Consider the following 13462-nt stretch of genomic DNA (forward strand, 5'->3'; position numbering starts at 1 on the left):
CTTATGCCAGCTGTGCCAGGGCCTGGCGGAACGCCGGCGGCAGGTTGTCGCCAAAGCGCACGCGGCCATCGGCCTGGGTGAAGATGCCGGTGCGATGCAGCCAGGCTTCGAATTCCGGCCCGGACTTCAGGCCCAGGGTCTGGCGCGCATAGAGCGCGTCGTGGAATGACGTGGTCTGGTAGTTGAGCATGATGTCGTCGGAGCCGGGGATACCCATGATGAAGTTGATCCCGGCCACGCCCAGCAGGGTCAGCAAGGTGTCCATGTCGTCCTGGTCGGCTTCGGCGTGGTTGGTGTAGCAGATGTCGCAGCCCATCGGCACGCCGAGCAGCTTGCCGCAGAAGTGGTCTTCGAGGCCGGCACGGATGATCTGCTTGCCGTTGTACAGGTACTCGGGGCCGATGAAGCCGACCACCGTGTTGACCAGGAACGGCTTGAAGTGGCGGGCCACGGCATAGGCGCGGGTCTCGCAGGTCTGCTGGTCGACACCGTGGTGGGCATTGGCCGACAGCGCGCTGCCCTGGCCGGTCTCGAAGTACATCAGGTTCTGCCCGAGGGTGCCGCGCTTGAGCGACAGGCCGGCCTCGTAGCCTTCCTGCAGCACGTTGAGGTTGATGCCAAAGCCGGCGTTGGCCGCCTCGGTGCCGGCAATCGACTGGAACACCAGGTCCAGCGGCACGCCGCGGTTGATCGCTTCGATCGAGGTGGTGACGTGGGTCAGCACGCAGGCCTGGGTGGGGATGTCGTAGCGCTGGATGATGGCGTCGAGCATTTCCAGCAGGGCGCAGATCGAGGCGATGCTGTCGGTGGCCGGGTTGATGCCGATCATGGCGTCGCCGTTGCCGTAGAGCAGGCCGTCGAGGATGCTGGCGGCGATGCCGGCCGGCTCATCCGTCGGGTGGTTGGGCTGCAGGCGGGTCGACAGGCGCCCGCGCAGGCCCATGGTGCCGCGGAACTGGGTGACCACGCGGATCTTCTGCGCCACCAGCACCAGGTCCTGCACGCGCATGATCTTCGACACGGCGGCGGCCATTTCCGGGGTCAGCCCCGGGGCGAGGGCGCGCAGGCTGTGTTCGTTGGCCTCTTCGCCGAGCAGCCAGTCGCGCAGGCCGCCAACGGTCAGGTGGCTGACCGGGGCAAAGGCCTGGGCATCATGGCTGTCGACGATCAGCCGGGTAATCTCGTCCTGTTCATAGGGGATCAGCGCTTCATTGAGAAAATGGCTGAGCGGGATGTTGGCCAGGGCCATTTGCGCGGCGACCCGTTCGCCGTCGTTGCTGGCGGCGACGCCGGCCAGGAAGTCCCCGGAACGGGCCGGGCTGGCCTTGGCCATCACCTCCTTGAGGCTGTCGAAGCGGTAGACCAGGTGGCCTACCGTGTGTACGAAACTTGCCATACAGAATCTCCAGAGCCGCGGGCTGGCCCGCGGCAGGTGGCGGCGATCAGTGCAGGGCCTCTTCGGCCTTCTGGATCGCGGCGAATTCCTCTTCCGGTGTGCCCGCCACCAGGTGGTGACGGCTGTAGAACGCAAAGTAGGCGATCAGCACCGCGTAGATCACCGCAGCGCCAATCACCACCCGTGGGTCGACCAGGAAGCCCGCGACCACGGCGATGCAGGCCAGCACCAGGGCCAGGCCCGAGGTGAAGATGCCGCCCGGGGTGCGGTAAGGGCGTTCCATTTTCGGCCGACGGATGCGCAGGGTGATGTGCGCGGCCATCATCAGCACATACGACAGTGTGGCACCGAATACCGCCACCAGGATCAGCAGGTCGCCCTGGCCGGTCAGCGACAGGGCGAAGCCGATGATGCCGGGGATCACCAGCGCCATGACCGGGGCCTTGCTTTTGTTGGTTTCCGACAGCTTGCGCGGCAGGTAGCCAGCGCGGGAAAGGGCGAAGATCTGCCGCGAATAGGCGTAGATGATCGAGAAGAAGCTGGCGATCAGGCCGGCCAGGCCCACCAGGTTGACGAAGCTGCCCATCCAGGTGGAGCCGCCATAGGCCTTGGCCAGCGCCTCGACCAGCGGGTTGCCGGAAGCCTTCAGCGCTTCGGAGCCCGCACCGCCAGGGCCGACCACCAGGATCAGCAGGGCGAAGGCCAACAGCACCAGCATCGCGCCGATCAGGCCGCGCGGCAGGTCACGCTTGGGGTTCTTGGTTTCTTCGGCAGCCAGCGGCACGCCTTCGACGGCGAGGAAGAACCAGATGGCGTAGGGGATCGCGGCCCACACGCCGACGTAGCCGAACGGCAGGAAGCTGCTGGCCCCGGCGGCGTCCGTTTTGGCGATGTCGAACAGGTTGGCTGCATCAAAATGGGGCACCATAGCCACCAGGAACACGGCCAGGGCGATGGCGGCGATGGCGGTGATGATGAACATCAGCTTCAGCGCTTCACCCACGCCGAAGATGTGAATACCGATGAAGACCACGTAGAACGCCAGGTAGATCATCCAGCCGCCGATGCCGAACAGTGACTGGCAGTAGGCGCCGATGAACGTGGCGATGGCGGCGGGGGCAATGGCGTATTCGATGAGGATCGCCGTGCCGGTCAGGAAGCCGCCCCACGGGCCGAAGGCACTGCGGGCAAAGCCGTAGCCGCCGCCAGCGGTCGGGATCATCGAGGAAAGCTCAGCCAACGAGAAACACATGCACAGGTACATGGTGGCCATCAGCAGGGTGGCGAGGAACATGCCGCCCCAGCCACCCTGGGCCAGGCCGAAGTTCCAGCCGGCATAGTCGCCGGAAATCACATAGGCAACGCCAAGGCCCACCAGCAGTACCCAGCCGGCGGCGCCTTTTTTCAGTTCACGTTGCTGGAAATAGTCCGACCCGACTTTTTCGAAGTCGACGGAAGACCCTGCCGGCGCGCCGGCGGATTGATCGCTTGGCATAGTTCACCTGTTCTTTTTCTTGGTGGCCGGAAGGGTTCCGGGCCGATGGTGATGGGGACTGCAGGAAGCGAGCCAGAGCAGTTGCCGCTCTGGATTTTGTGTTTGCAGGTCGGGCCTCTTCGCGGCGGTTCGACGCCTCGACATGCCCGCTCCCACAGGTACTGCACTGTGGGAGCGGGCTTGCCTGCGATGGGCTGCAAAGCAGCCCCCGAGGCCATCCCAGGTCTTAGAAGAAGCCCAGCGGGTTGATGTCGTAGCTCACCAGCAGGTTCTTGGTCTGCTGGTAGTGGTCGAGCATCATTTTGTGGGTTTCACGGCCAACGCCGGACTTCTTGTAGCCACCGAACGCGGCATGCGCCGGGTACAGGTGGTAGCAGTTGGTCCACACGCGGCCTGCCTTGATGCCGCGGCCCATGCGGTAGGCGCGGTTGATGTCGCGGGTCCACACGCCGGCGCCGAGGCCGAACTCGGTGTCGTTGGCAATCGCCAGGGCCTCGGCTTCGTCCTTGAAGGTGGTGACGCTGACCACCGGGCCGAAGATTTCTTCCTGGAACACGCGCATGCGGTTGTTGCCCTTGAGCAGGGTCGGCTGGATGTAGTAACCGGTGGCCAGCGCGCCTTCGAGTTTTTCCACCTTGCCGCCGGTCAGCAGCTCGGCGCCTTCCTTCTGGGCGATGTCGAGGTACGAGAGGATCTTCTCGAACTGCTGCTGCGAAGCCTGGGCGCCGACCATGGTGTCGGTGTCGAGCGGGTCGCCGCGCTTGATCTGCAGCACCTTCTTCATCACCACTTCCATGAACTGCGGGTAGATCGACTCCTGCACCAGGGCGCGCGACGGGCAGGTGCACACCTCGCCCTGGTTGAAGAACGCGAGCACCATGCCTTCGGCGGCCTTGTCGATGAAGCTCGGCTCGGCCTGCATGATGTCTTCGAAGTACACGTTCGGCGACTTGCCGCCCAGCTCGACGGTGGACGGGATGATGTTCTCGGCCGCGCATTTCATGATGTGCGAACCGACCGGGGTGGAGCCGGTGAAGGCGATCTTGGCGATGCGCTTGCTGGTGGCCAGCGCTTCACCGGCCTCGCGGCCATAGCCTTGCACCACGTTGAGCACGCCCTTGGGCAGCAGGTCGCCAATCAGCTCGACCAGCACGGTGATGCCCAGCGGGGTCTGCTCGGCCGGCTTGAGCACCACGCAGTTGCCAGCGGCCAGGGCCGGGGCGAGCTTCCAGGCGGCCATCAGGATCGGGAAGTTCCACGGGATGATCTGCCCGACCACGCCCAGCGGCTCGTGGATGTGGTAGGCCACGGTGTTTTCGTTGATTTCGGCGGCGCCGCCTTCCTGGGCGCGGATGCAGCCGGCGAAGTAGCGGAAGTGGTCGACGGCCAGGGGGATGTCGGCGTTGAGGGTTTCGCGGATCGGCTTGCCGTTGTCCCAGGTTTCGGTGATGGCCAGGATTTCCAGGTTCTGTTCGATACGGTCGGCGATCTTCAGCAGGACGTTGGAGCGGTCCTGGACCGAGGTGCGGCCCCAGGCGTCGGCGGCGGCATGGGCGGCATCCAGGGCTTTATCGATGTCTTCGGCAGTGGAACGAGGGAATTCGGCGATCAGCTGGCCGTTCACCGGCGAGGTGTTCTCGAAGTACTGGCCTTTGACCGGGGCCACGAACTCACCGCCGATGAAGTTGCCGTAGCGGCTCTTGAAGCTAACCTTCGCGCCCTCGGTACCGGGATGTGCGTAACGCATGGTGTGTCTCCTGGCTGTTATGTTTGTTGAGGAGTTGAAAAGCGTAGAGCAAAGGTTGGGCCAGCGTGGTGCGCCCTTGTGGAATCAATGACTTGGGTCATGTTCAGGTGCGGCGGCAAGGCGCGCTGTGCCAGGCCTGGCACGGCAGGGGTGACACTTTGTACCGATTGCGACACGTGGCCGGCGGGTACGTTGCAAAGCCTGCGCGGGTGGAGGATGCTGGCGTGAATCTCTATCTGCGGAGAACAACAACAAATGCAGAGCAACTCATTCAGCCGCCATGCCCAGCAAGTGCATACCGTTGCCCGTGGTGAAGCCGGCAGCGATCCTTCCATTGCCCGTTCGTGGCTGCGCTGCCTGGACGACTATCACCTCGACCCGTCAGTGATCGAGGCGCCGGTTGTGCTTGAGCACGGCCGCCTGCTGGAAAGTCGTGAGCGCCTGCGCCAGGTGCTGAAGATCGCCGACAACGAAATGAACAGCCTGCACCAGCAGTTATCCGGCGCCGGTCACGCTGTGCTGCTGACCGATGCCCGTGGGGTGATCCTCAACTGTGTCACCGCGCCCTCCGAGCGGCACAACTTCGAGCGTGCCGGACTGTGGCTGGGGGCGGACTGGAGTGAGGCCCGCGAAGGCACCAACGGCATCGGCACCTGCCTGGTCGAACGCCAGGCCCTGACCATTCACCAGAATGAGCACTTTCGCGGCCGCCATACCGGGCTGACCTGCTCGGCGAGCCCGGTGTTCGACCCGCACGGCGAACTGCTGGCGGTGCTCGATGTGTCCTCGGCGCGGCCAGACGTGTCGCGCCAGAGCCAGTTCCACACCATGGCGCTGGTCAACCTCTCGGCGAAGATGATCGAGAGCTGCTATTTCCTGCGCCATTTCGAGCAGCAATGGTTGCTGCGCATTCACGTGCAGGCCGAGTCGGTCGGCCAGTTCAGCGAAGGGTTGCTGGCGTTCGATGGTGATGGCCGCATCTGCGCCGCCAACCAGAGTGCGCTGAACCTGCTGGGCACCATCCGCGGCGGCGTGCTGGGCAAGCCGCTGGACATGTTCTTCGCCTGCAGCCATGACGAGCTGTTCAGCCGTGCCACGCCAGGCGGCAGTACGGTCTGGCCGTTGCGCACCCGTGATGGCCGCCAGGTGTTCGCCAGCCTGCGCGGGCAAGCGAGGGCGCCGCTCTGGACGGTGCCAGCCAGCCTGCCCCAGGCCAGGCCTGTCGCGGAGCCGGGCATCTGCCTGCTGGACCCGGCCTTGCAACACGACTTCCACCGTGCCGTGCGCGTGTTCGAGCGCGATGTCCCGCTGCTGCTGCGCGGCGAGACCGGGTGCGGCAAAGAAGCTTTCGCCCAGGCCGTGCACCAGGCCAGTCAACGCCATGGCAAGCCTTTCGTGGCGGTGAACTGTGCCTCGATTCCCGAGAGCCTGATCGAGAGCGAGCTGTTCGGCTACCGCGGCGGCAGTTTTACCGGCGCGCGCAAGGAGGGCATGCGCGGCAAGCTGCTGCAGGCCGATGGCGGTACCTTGTTGCTGGACGAGATCGGCGACATGCCGCTGGCGTTGCAGACCCGCCTGTTGCGGGTGCTGGAAGAGCGCCAGGTGGTGCCGATTGGCGGTGAGCCGCAGGCAGTGGATGTACGCATCGTCAGTGCCACCCACCGGGACCTGCTGGAGCGGGTGGAGCAGGGCAGTTTCCGTGAGGACCTTTACTACCGGCTCAATGGCTTGGAGGTGGCGTTACCAGCCGTGCGCGAACGAAGCGACAAGGGGCCGTTGCTGGACTTCCTGTTGCGCCAGGAGGCGCAAGGGCAGGTTGTGCAGTTGGCGCCCGAGGCGCGTCAGGCGCTGCTGGACTTTGCCTGGCCGGGGAACGTGCGGCAGATGCGCAATGTGCTGCGGACCTTGGTGGCGCTGTGCGAAGACACCCTTATAGGCCTCTCGGATCTCCCCGCAATCATTCAAAGTGACGCGAGCCCTGTAGGAGCGGCCTTGTGTCGCGAAAGGGGCGCGCAGCGGCCCCAGGATCTCACCAGTGACGCTGAACCCGCCGGGGCTGCTGCGCAGCCCTTTCGCGACACAAGGCCGCTCCTACATGCCGAGCGTCAGGCGCTGATGGAAATCCTGGAGGCAAAACACTGGCACCTGACCCGGGTCGCCGAGCACCTGGGCATCAGCCGCAATACCTTGTATCGAAAACTGCGCAAACACGGCATCGCCAGGGGCGTCTGAGCAAAACACCGGGTGCGATTTCCCGCGCCCTGGGCTACCCTGCCTCGAAGTTTTGCGAGGTCGACCATGCATATTCATATTCTCGGTATTTGCGGCACTTTCATGGGTTCGCTGGCCGTGCTGGCCAAAGAGCTCGGCCACCGCGTCACTGGCTCCGACGCCAACGTCTATCCGCCAATGAGCACCCAGCTCGAAGCCCAGGGCATCGAGCTGACCCAGGGCTACGACCCGGCTCAGCTGGACCCTGCACCTGATCTGGTGGTGATCGGCAATGCCATGTCGCGGGGCAACCCGGCGGTGGAGTATGTGCTGAACAAGGGGCTGCCCTATGTGTCCGGCCCGCAGTGGCTGGCCGACCATGTGCTGCAGGGCCGCTGGGTCCTGGCCGTGGCGGGCACCCATGGCAAGACCACCACCAGCAGCATGCTGGCCTGGGTGCTGGAGCATGCCGGCATGAGCCCGGGCTTCCTGATCGGCGGCGTGCCGCAGAACTTCTCGGTGTCGGCGCGCCTGGGCGGCACGCCGTTCTTCGTGGTCGAGGCCGACGAATACGACAGCGCCTTCTTCGACAAGCGTTCGAAGTTCGTGCATTACCACCCGCGCACCGCGATCCTCAACAACCTTGAGTTCGACCACGCAGATATCTTCCCTGATCTGGCGTCCATCGAGCGGCAGTTCCACCATCTGGTGCGGACCATTCCGAGCGAAGGCCTGGTGATTCACCCGACCACCGAGCAGGCGCTGGAGCGCGTGATTGGCATGGGCTGCTGGACCCCGGTGCAGACCACCGGTGAAGGAGGCCAGTGGCAGGCGCGCCTGCTCAGCGCCGACGGCTCGCGTTTCGAGGTGCTGTTCGAAGGTGAAGTGCAGGGCGTGGTGGACTGGGCCCTGACCGGCCAGCACAACGTCGCCAACGCCCTTGCCACGCTGGCCGCTGCCCGCCATGTGGGCGTGGTGCCGGCCATGGGCATCGACGGCCTGAGTGCATTCAAGAGCGTCAAGCGGCGCATGGAGAAGGTCGCTGAAGTCCAGGGCGTGACCATCTACGACGATTTCGCCCACCACCCGACCGCTATCGCCACCACCCTCGACGGCCTGCGCAAGCGAGTGGGCGAAGCACCGGTCATCGCCATCATCGAGCCGCGTTCCAACTCCATGAAGCTCGGCGCGCACCGTGACGGCTTGCCAGAAAGCGTCAATGATGCCGACCAGGTGATCTGGTACGCGCCCGCCAACCTGGGTTGGGACCTGGCTGCCACGGCGGCGCAGTGCAAGGTGCCAAGCGTGGTCGCCGACAGCCTCGAGGCGATCATCGAGCGGGTCAAGGGCCAGGCCCGCCCGGGTACCCATGTGGTGATCATGAGCAACGGCGGCTTCGGCGGCCTGCACGGCAAGCTGGCCGAGGCCTTGAAGTGAGCGGGCCGGAGCGTATCACCCTGGCCATGACCGGCGCCTCCGGGGCGCAGTATGGCCTGCGCTTGCTCGATTGCCTGGTGCGCGAGGACCGTGAGGTGCATTTCCTCATCTCCAAGGCCGCGCAACTGGTGATGGCCACCGAGACCGACGTGGTCCTGCCGGCCAAGCCCCAGGCCATGCAGGCGTTTCTTACCGAATACACCGGTGCTGCCGACGGGCAGATCCGCGTATACGGCAAGGAAGACTGGATGTCACCGGTGGCCTCGGGCTCCGGTGCGCCAGCGGCGATGGTGGTGGTGCCGTGTTCCACCGGCACCCTGTCGGCAATCGCCACTGGTGCCTGCAACAACCTGATCGAGCGGGCCGCCGACGTCACCCTCAAGGAGCGTCGGCAGCTGATCCTGGTGCCGCGCGAGGCGCCGTTCTCGACCATTCACCTGGAGAACATGCTCAAGCTGTCGCAGATGGGGGCAGTGATCCTGCCTGCGGCACCGGGGTTCTATCACCAGCCGCAGACCATCGATGACCTGGTCGACTTTGTCGTGGCGCGCATCCTTAACGTGCTGAATATTCCACAGGACATGTTGCCGCGCTGGGGCGAGCATCATTTCGGGGTTGATGATTGAGGCGTTTGATGACCGGCTTGCTGGCGGCGAGCCTGCTCGGCGGCTGCGCCACGGCGCGCACGCTGGATGCCAACAAGCCTGGGGCGCCGGTGGTATACGCCGGGACCCGGCTGGACATGTATGTGATCAATGGCGGGTGCTGCCCGAAGGATCGCTTCGGGGCTGAGGCGCCAGCGTATCCACACCTGGACCTGCCAGGCAGCATGCTGCTGGATACGCTGCTCCTGCCACTGTCATTGCTGACGGCGGCAGGCATAGGGTTTCAGGCTACGGGCGGCCTGTAGGGGCTATTTCTTGCCGAGTTTGCGCAACTCGTCGGACTCGATGACCCGAATGCCGTCCTCTTCCTCCAGCGCCAGGCGCCAGAGTGCCCGGGCCAGGGTACAGGCCTCGATCCCCCTGTACTTGCCCGGCATCAACTTCGAAAACGGTGATGCCAGCTTCTCGCCGAGCCGTGGTTGTACCCGTTCACCGAGCAACAGCGACGGGCGCACGATGGTCAGTTGTGGCCAGTCCTGGGCCTTGAGCGCTTCTTCCATCTCGCCCTTGACCCGGTTGTAGAAAATCGGCGATTTGGGGTCGGCGCCAATCGCGCTGACCACCAGCAGATGCCGCGCCCCCATTTCCCGTGCGCGCTTGCTGAAGGCGACGACCATGTCCAGATCGACGGCACGAAACGCCTGCTCCGAGCCTGCCTGTTTGAGGGTGGTACCCAGGCAGCAATAGGCAATATCGACGCGACCGGCCAGTTGCGGGAGAAACACTGCCGGGTCGCCCACCGGGTTTTCCAGGTGAGGGTGCCCGGCCAGTGGCCGACGGGTCGGTGCCAGCACGCGACTGATGGTGGGTTCGTTGAGCAGGCGGTCGAGCAGGTGCTCACCAGTAAGGCCGGTAGCTCCGGCAAGCAGGACATGCTGAGGCGTCAAATACATGATGTCTCTCCCTTGTTACACACAAGCTTAGCGGCTGGCAGGCGTTTTTGCCTGTTCCTCGGCCTTGGCCTGTGCTGCATTACGCAAGGCTTCTTCGGCCTGTTGCTTACGCAGTTGCTGCCAATGTGCCAGCACTGCGGGCGGAGCCCAGAATTGTGGCTCGGAGGCTTCGAAACCTTCCCTTCGTTCTCTTTCGGCAACACTGCTGCGCGCCAGTTCAAACGCTTGTTTCAGGTCGTCGGTCTGGTTCAGGGCCTCGGCGAACAGGGCGTCGCCGAAGTAGGTGAAGTCTGCTTCTTCCGAACAACCAAACGATACCCGATCGGCACGTGCCGCCGTCATGATCACCGTGCGATCGTCCTTGAGCGGGGCGATGTAACCACCGGAATAGCAGGCGGAGATGACAATGATCTTGTCGCGGTCCTTGAGTGGCGCCAGGGCGCTGGCCAGTTCGTCGGCGGACAGGTCGGCCAGTTGCAGGCGTGGCTGGTCGAGCACCAGTTGGTGGTCCTCGCTGCCGTGGCTGGTCAGGTAGATGAAGATCAGGTCTTCCGGGCCGCTGCGCTCGGCCAGGGTGCGGGCGGCGCGCGTGAGGCTCTCGCGGGTGGCCATGGGCCGGGTGGTCATCTGGTCGCGGTGGTTGACCAGGGTGACCTGGCCGCTGGCACCGAAACGCACCTTGAGCATGTTGCTGACATAGTCGGCTTCGCGCAGGAACACGCTCTGCTGGCCATCGCCGGCCAGTACCAGGCTGTACAACTGGATGGGCGATGCCGAGCGTGGTACCCGGGCCAGGGATTCTTCGAGCAGGCGGCCTTGGTTGAGCAGGGCCAGGTCCAGCGGGTCGGGCAGCAGTTTGCCTTTCTGGTCGCGAACGCGCACGCCATTGGCCCAGGTGCCGCTTTCGACCTGGCCGCTGGCCAGGGTCAGTTTGCCGTGACCTTGGTAGGCATCGCTCTCGAAACCGCCGACGTACTTGCTGCCATCAGGCAACTGCAGGCTGCCTTGGCCGGACAGGCGCCAGTCGACGAACGTGCCTTTGTAGTGGCTACCGTCGCTGCCGAGCATTTCGCCTTCGCCAATCAGTGAGCCGTCCTTGAAGTCGCCGATCCACACGTCGCCGTCGGCATTTTCGTAGCGGCCGCGGCCTTCCAGGCGGTTGTCCTTGAATTCACCGATGTATTGCTCGCCATCGACGCTGTCATAAGTGCCGCTGCCTTGCAGCTGGCCATCGACGAAGCGGCCACTGAACTGGTTGCCGCTGGCATCGCTGCGCACACCCGCGCCATTGGGCTTGCCTTTGGCGAACAAACCTTGGTAACGGCTGCCGTCGGCCAGTTCGAGTTCGCCCGCACCTTCGTACTGGTCGTCCTTGAACTGGCCGCGGTAGGTCTGGTCGGCCTGCTTGAGGCTGCCTTCGCCGTCCCGCCGGCCATGGCTGAACGTGCCGGCATAGTGGCTGCCCGGGGTGGTCAGGTCGCCCAGACCGTGAAACAGCCCTTTGTCGAACTGGCCCCGGTAGATCTCGCCATTGCTGCCGTGCCACTCACCCTGGCCATGCCATTGGCCGTCCTTGAAGCTGCCGGCGTACCAGCTGCCGTTGGGGTAGTCGATGCGCCCCTCGCCCTGCAGCAACCCATCGACCACCTGGCCCCGGTAGCGGCCACCGTCGGGCAGGCGCGCATCGGGCGGCGACAACGACTCACCATCGCCACAGGCAGCGAGCATCAGGAACAGTGCGAAGGGGAGCAGTGGACGCATGGCGGAATCCAGGCAAAAAGTCTGCCGAGTATGCCGCAGAATGCGGGGCGCAGGTATCTGTGATCTGGCTGAAATCGGTGCTGGATTCTTCGCGGGCAAGCCCGCTCCCACAGGTCCTGCACAAGGCCTGGCCCTGTGGCGATCCTGTGGGAGCGGCTTCGCCCGCGAATAGGCCCTATCAGACGAAGCAGAGCGAGAGGGGTTCGGCGATATAGGCCGGCTTCTCTTCGCCTTCGATCTCCAGGGTAACGGTGGCTTTCAGCAGCCATTGCCCAGGCTTCTTCTCGATCACCTCACCCAAGTCCACCTTCAGCCGCACATTGCTGTCGACCTTGACCGGCTGGATGAAACGCACGCTGTCGAGCCCGTAATTGACCACCATCTTCAGCCCTTCCGGGAGCACCAGGATGTCTTCCATCAGCTTGGGGATCAGCGACAAGGTGAGGAAACCGTGGGCGATGGTGGTGCCGAACGGGGTTTTCGCCGCCTTTTCCGGGTCGACATGGATGAACTGGAAATCGCCGGTGGCCTCGGCGAATAGGTTGATGCGCTGCTGGTCGATCTTCAGCCAGTCGGAACGTCCCAGCTCCTTTCCAACGTATTGCGATAGCTCGTTTACCGGTACATAGGGCATCGCGACTCTCCAGGTTGTCATTTGGTACGAGAGTGCAAGATCATCACGGCGAACCGTTTCAGTCAAGATGCCCGCTTTTCGGCGAATATCGGCTTACGGGCAGCGCATGCTTATAATGGCCGGCATGCCTGAAGGAGATCCTTATGCTGTTGCGTGGTTTGACCTGGCTGGTGCTGTTTCAACTGCTGGGTACGGCGCTCAATCATTTGTGCGTGCCGATTCTGCCGGGGCCGATCATCGGCCTGTTGCTGCTGCTGTTCTTCCTCATGGCCCGTGGCGAAGTCGGCAAGCCGCTGAGCGAGGCCGCCGGTAGCCTGCTGCGCTACCTGCCACTGCTGCTGGTGCCGCCGGCGGTGGGGGTGATGGTCTATGCCAGGGACATTGCCGCAGACTTCTGGGCGATTGCCGGTGCCTTGCTGATTTCCTGCCTGTTGACTCTGGTGTTCGTCGGCCTGCTGATGCAGAAGCTCATCGATCGCCAGCACGGCAAGCGTGAGGAGCAGCCATGATCCTCGACTGGCAAGGTGCGCTCGACGCAGTCATCCATCATCCGCTATTCGGCATCGGTATCACCCTGGGCGCATACCAGATCGTGCTGGCCGCCTATGAAAAGACCCGCTGGATCTTCCTGCAACCGGTGCTGGTATCGATGCTGCTGGTGATCGGCGTGCTGCTGACCTGCGGCATCAGTTACGCCGAATACCGCAAGAGCACCGAAATCATGAACATCCTCCTCGGCCCCGCCACCGTGGCCCTGGCGGTGCCGCTCTACCTCAACCTGAGGCGCATCCGGCAGCTGTTCTGGCCGACATTTACTACGCTGGTAATCGGAGGCCTGTTCGCCACGGTCTGCTGCCTGCTGCTGGGCGGGTGGTTCGGTGCCGAGCACATGATCCTGATGACCATGGCGCCGAAATCGGTCACTTCGCCGATCGCCATGCTGGTGGCCGAGCAGATTGGTGGTGTGGCGGCGTTGGCGGCCGTGTTCGTATTGATTACCGGCGTGATCGGGGCGATCTTCGGCCCGGCGCTGCTGACCCGCCTGGGAGTGCACAGCCCGGAGGCGCGTGGCATGTCGCTGGGGGTGACGGCCCATGCCGTGGGCACTTCAGTGGCCTTGCAGGAAAGTGACGAGTGCGGCGCTTTTGCCGCGCTGGCGATGAGCCTGATGGGGGTGGCCACGGCGGTATTCCTGCCGTTGGCGGTCAGCCTGGTGGCTTGAG

At 64.3% G+C, this 13462-nt stretch carries 12 protein-coding genes; 6 read left to right on the plus strand and 6 right to left on the minus strand.

Annotated elements, in window-relative coordinates:
- Position 1 precedes the first annotated feature (1 nt).
- From ACIPZ8_RS18090 to ACIPZ8_RS18100, 3 genes are all read right to left on the minus strand, one after another.
- Complete coding sequence (locus ACIPZ8_RS18090; protein ID WP_400725811.1) at positions 2-1396, minus strand: ethanolamine ammonia-lyase subunit EutB; 1395 nt, start codon at positions 1394-1396, stop codon at positions 2-4.
- Between the two features lie 46 nt (positions 1397-1442).
- Entirely contained in the window at positions 1443-2891 is a 1449-nt protein-coding gene (eat, locus tag ACIPZ8_RS18095; RefSeq protein WP_400725814.1) for an ethanolamine permease, read from the minus strand.
- Positions 2892-3117: 226 nt separating this feature from the next.
- Positions 3118-4638 carry an aldehyde dehydrogenase family protein gene (locus ACIPZ8_RS18100; RefSeq protein ID WP_400725817.1) on the minus strand — a complete coding sequence of 507 codons (1521 nt, stop codon included), beginning with the start codon at positions 4636-4638 and terminating at the stop codon, positions 3118-3120.
- Positions 4639-4893: 255 nt separating this feature from the next.
- On the opposite strand from ACIPZ8_RS18100, the gene ACIPZ8_RS18105 reads away from it, so the two are divergent.
- From ACIPZ8_RS18105 to ACIPZ8_RS18120, 4 genes are all read left to right on the plus strand, one after another.
- Positions 4894-6870, plus strand: a complete 1977-nt coding sequence (locus ACIPZ8_RS18105; protein ID WP_400725820.1) for a sigma-54-dependent Fis family transcriptional regulator — start codon at positions 4894-4896, stop codon at positions 6868-6870.
- Between the two features lie 66 nt (positions 6871-6936).
- Complete coding sequence (gene mpl / locus ACIPZ8_RS18110) at positions 6937-8286, plus strand: UDP-N-acetylmuramate:L-alanyl-gamma-D-glutamyl-meso-diaminopimelate ligase (RefSeq protein ID WP_400725823.1); 1350 nt, start codon at positions 6937-6939, stop codon at positions 8284-8286.
- Positions 8283-8912 (plus strand): flavin prenyltransferase UbiX, encoded by a 630-nt coding sequence (gene ubiX, locus ACIPZ8_RS18115; protein WP_400725826.1) that lies wholly within the window; start codon positions 8283-8285, stop codon positions 8910-8912. The genes mpl and ubiX overlap by 4 nt, the downstream gene beginning before the upstream one ends.
- Before the next feature lie 8 nt (positions 8913-8920).
- Entirely contained in the window at positions 8921-9196 is a 276-nt protein-coding gene (locus ACIPZ8_RS18120) for a YceK/YidQ family lipoprotein (RefSeq protein WP_400725828.1), read from the plus strand.
- Positions 9197-9199: 3 nt separating this feature from the next.
- Here the strand turns inward: ACIPZ8_RS18120 and ACIPZ8_RS18125 are convergent, their stop codons facing one another.
- From ACIPZ8_RS18125 to ACIPZ8_RS18135, 3 genes are all read right to left on the minus strand, one after another.
- On the minus strand, positions 9200-9844 hold the full coding sequence (locus tag ACIPZ8_RS18125) for an oxidoreductase (RefSeq protein ID WP_400725831.1): 645 nt from the start codon (positions 9842-9844) through the stop codon (positions 9200-9202).
- A gap of 27 nt (positions 9845-9871) precedes the next feature.
- A complete protein-coding gene (locus ACIPZ8_RS18130; protein WP_400725834.1) occupies positions 9872-11605 on the minus strand; it encodes a C13 family peptidase in 1734 nt (577 codons plus the stop codon).
- Between the two features lie 178 nt (positions 11606-11783).
- On the minus strand, positions 11784-12239 hold the full coding sequence (locus tag ACIPZ8_RS18135; protein ID WP_400725837.1) for a MaoC family dehydratase: 456 nt from the start codon (positions 12237-12239) through the stop codon (positions 11784-11786).
- A gap of 143 nt (positions 12240-12382) precedes the next feature.
- Between ACIPZ8_RS18135 and ACIPZ8_RS18140 the strand changes: the two genes are divergently transcribed.
- Positions 12383-12748, plus strand: coding sequence for a CidA/LrgA family protein (locus ACIPZ8_RS18140; protein ID WP_400725839.1), 366 nt, complete (start codon positions 12383-12385; stop codon positions 12746-12748).
- A complete protein-coding gene (locus ACIPZ8_RS18145; RefSeq protein WP_400725842.1) occupies positions 12745-13461 on the plus strand; it encodes an LrgB family protein in 717 nt (238 codons plus the stop codon). The genes ACIPZ8_RS18140 and ACIPZ8_RS18145 overlap by 4 nt, the downstream gene beginning before the upstream one ends.
- The last annotated feature ends 1 nt before the right edge of the window (position 13462 follow it).

This window comes from Pseudomonas sp. NPDC089422, assembly GCF_044749405.1.
In the GTDB taxonomy this organism is placed as follows: Bacteria; Pseudomonadota; Gammaproteobacteria; order Pseudomonadales; family Pseudomonadaceae; genus Aquipseudomonas.

What these genes read in the sequence shown, in the direction of transcription:
- ACIPZ8_RS18090 (WP_400725811.1), bottom strand. Translation starts at nt 1,396, where the DNA reads ATGGCAAGTTTCGTACACACGGTAGGCCACCTGGTCTACCGCTTCGAC.
- eat (WP_400725814.1), bottom strand. Translation starts at nt 2,891, where the DNA reads ATGCCAAGCGATCAATCCGCCGGCGCGCCGGCAGGGTCTTCCGTCGAC.
- ACIPZ8_RS18100 (WP_400725817.1), bottom strand. Translation starts at nt 4,638, where the DNA reads ATGCGTTACGCACATCCCGGTACCGAGGGCGCGAAGGTTAGCTTCAAG.
- ACIPZ8_RS18105 (WP_400725820.1), top strand. Translation starts at nt 4,894, where the DNA reads ATGCAGAGCAACTCATTCAGCCGCCATGCCCAGCAAGTGCATACCGTT.
- mpl (WP_400725823.1), top strand. Translation starts at nt 6,937, where the DNA reads ATGCATATTCATATTCTCGGTATTTGCGGCACTTTCATGGGTTCGCTG.
- ACIPZ8_RS18120 (WP_400725828.1), top strand. Translation starts at nt 8,921, where the DNA reads ATGACCGGCTTGCTGGCGGCGAGCCTGCTCGGCGGCTGCGCCACGGCG.
- ACIPZ8_RS18125 (WP_400725831.1), bottom strand. Translation starts at nt 9,844, where the DNA reads ATGTATTTGACGCCTCAGCATGTCCTGCTTGCCGGAGCTACCGGCCTT.
- ACIPZ8_RS18130 (WP_400725834.1), bottom strand. Translation starts at nt 11,605, where the DNA reads ATGCGTCCACTGCTCCCCTTCGCACTGTTCCTGATGCTCGCTGCCTGT.
- ACIPZ8_RS18135 (WP_400725837.1), bottom strand. Translation starts at nt 12,239, where the DNA reads ATGCCCTATGTACCGGTAAACGAGCTATCGCAATACGTTGGAAAGGAG.
- ACIPZ8_RS18140 (WP_400725839.1), top strand. Translation starts at nt 12,383, where the DNA reads ATGCTGTTGCGTGGTTTGACCTGGCTGGTGCTGTTTCAACTGCTGGGT.
- ACIPZ8_RS18145 (WP_400725842.1), top strand. Translation starts at nt 12,745, where the DNA reads ATGATCCTCGACTGGCAAGGTGCGCTCGACGCAGTCATCCATCATCCG.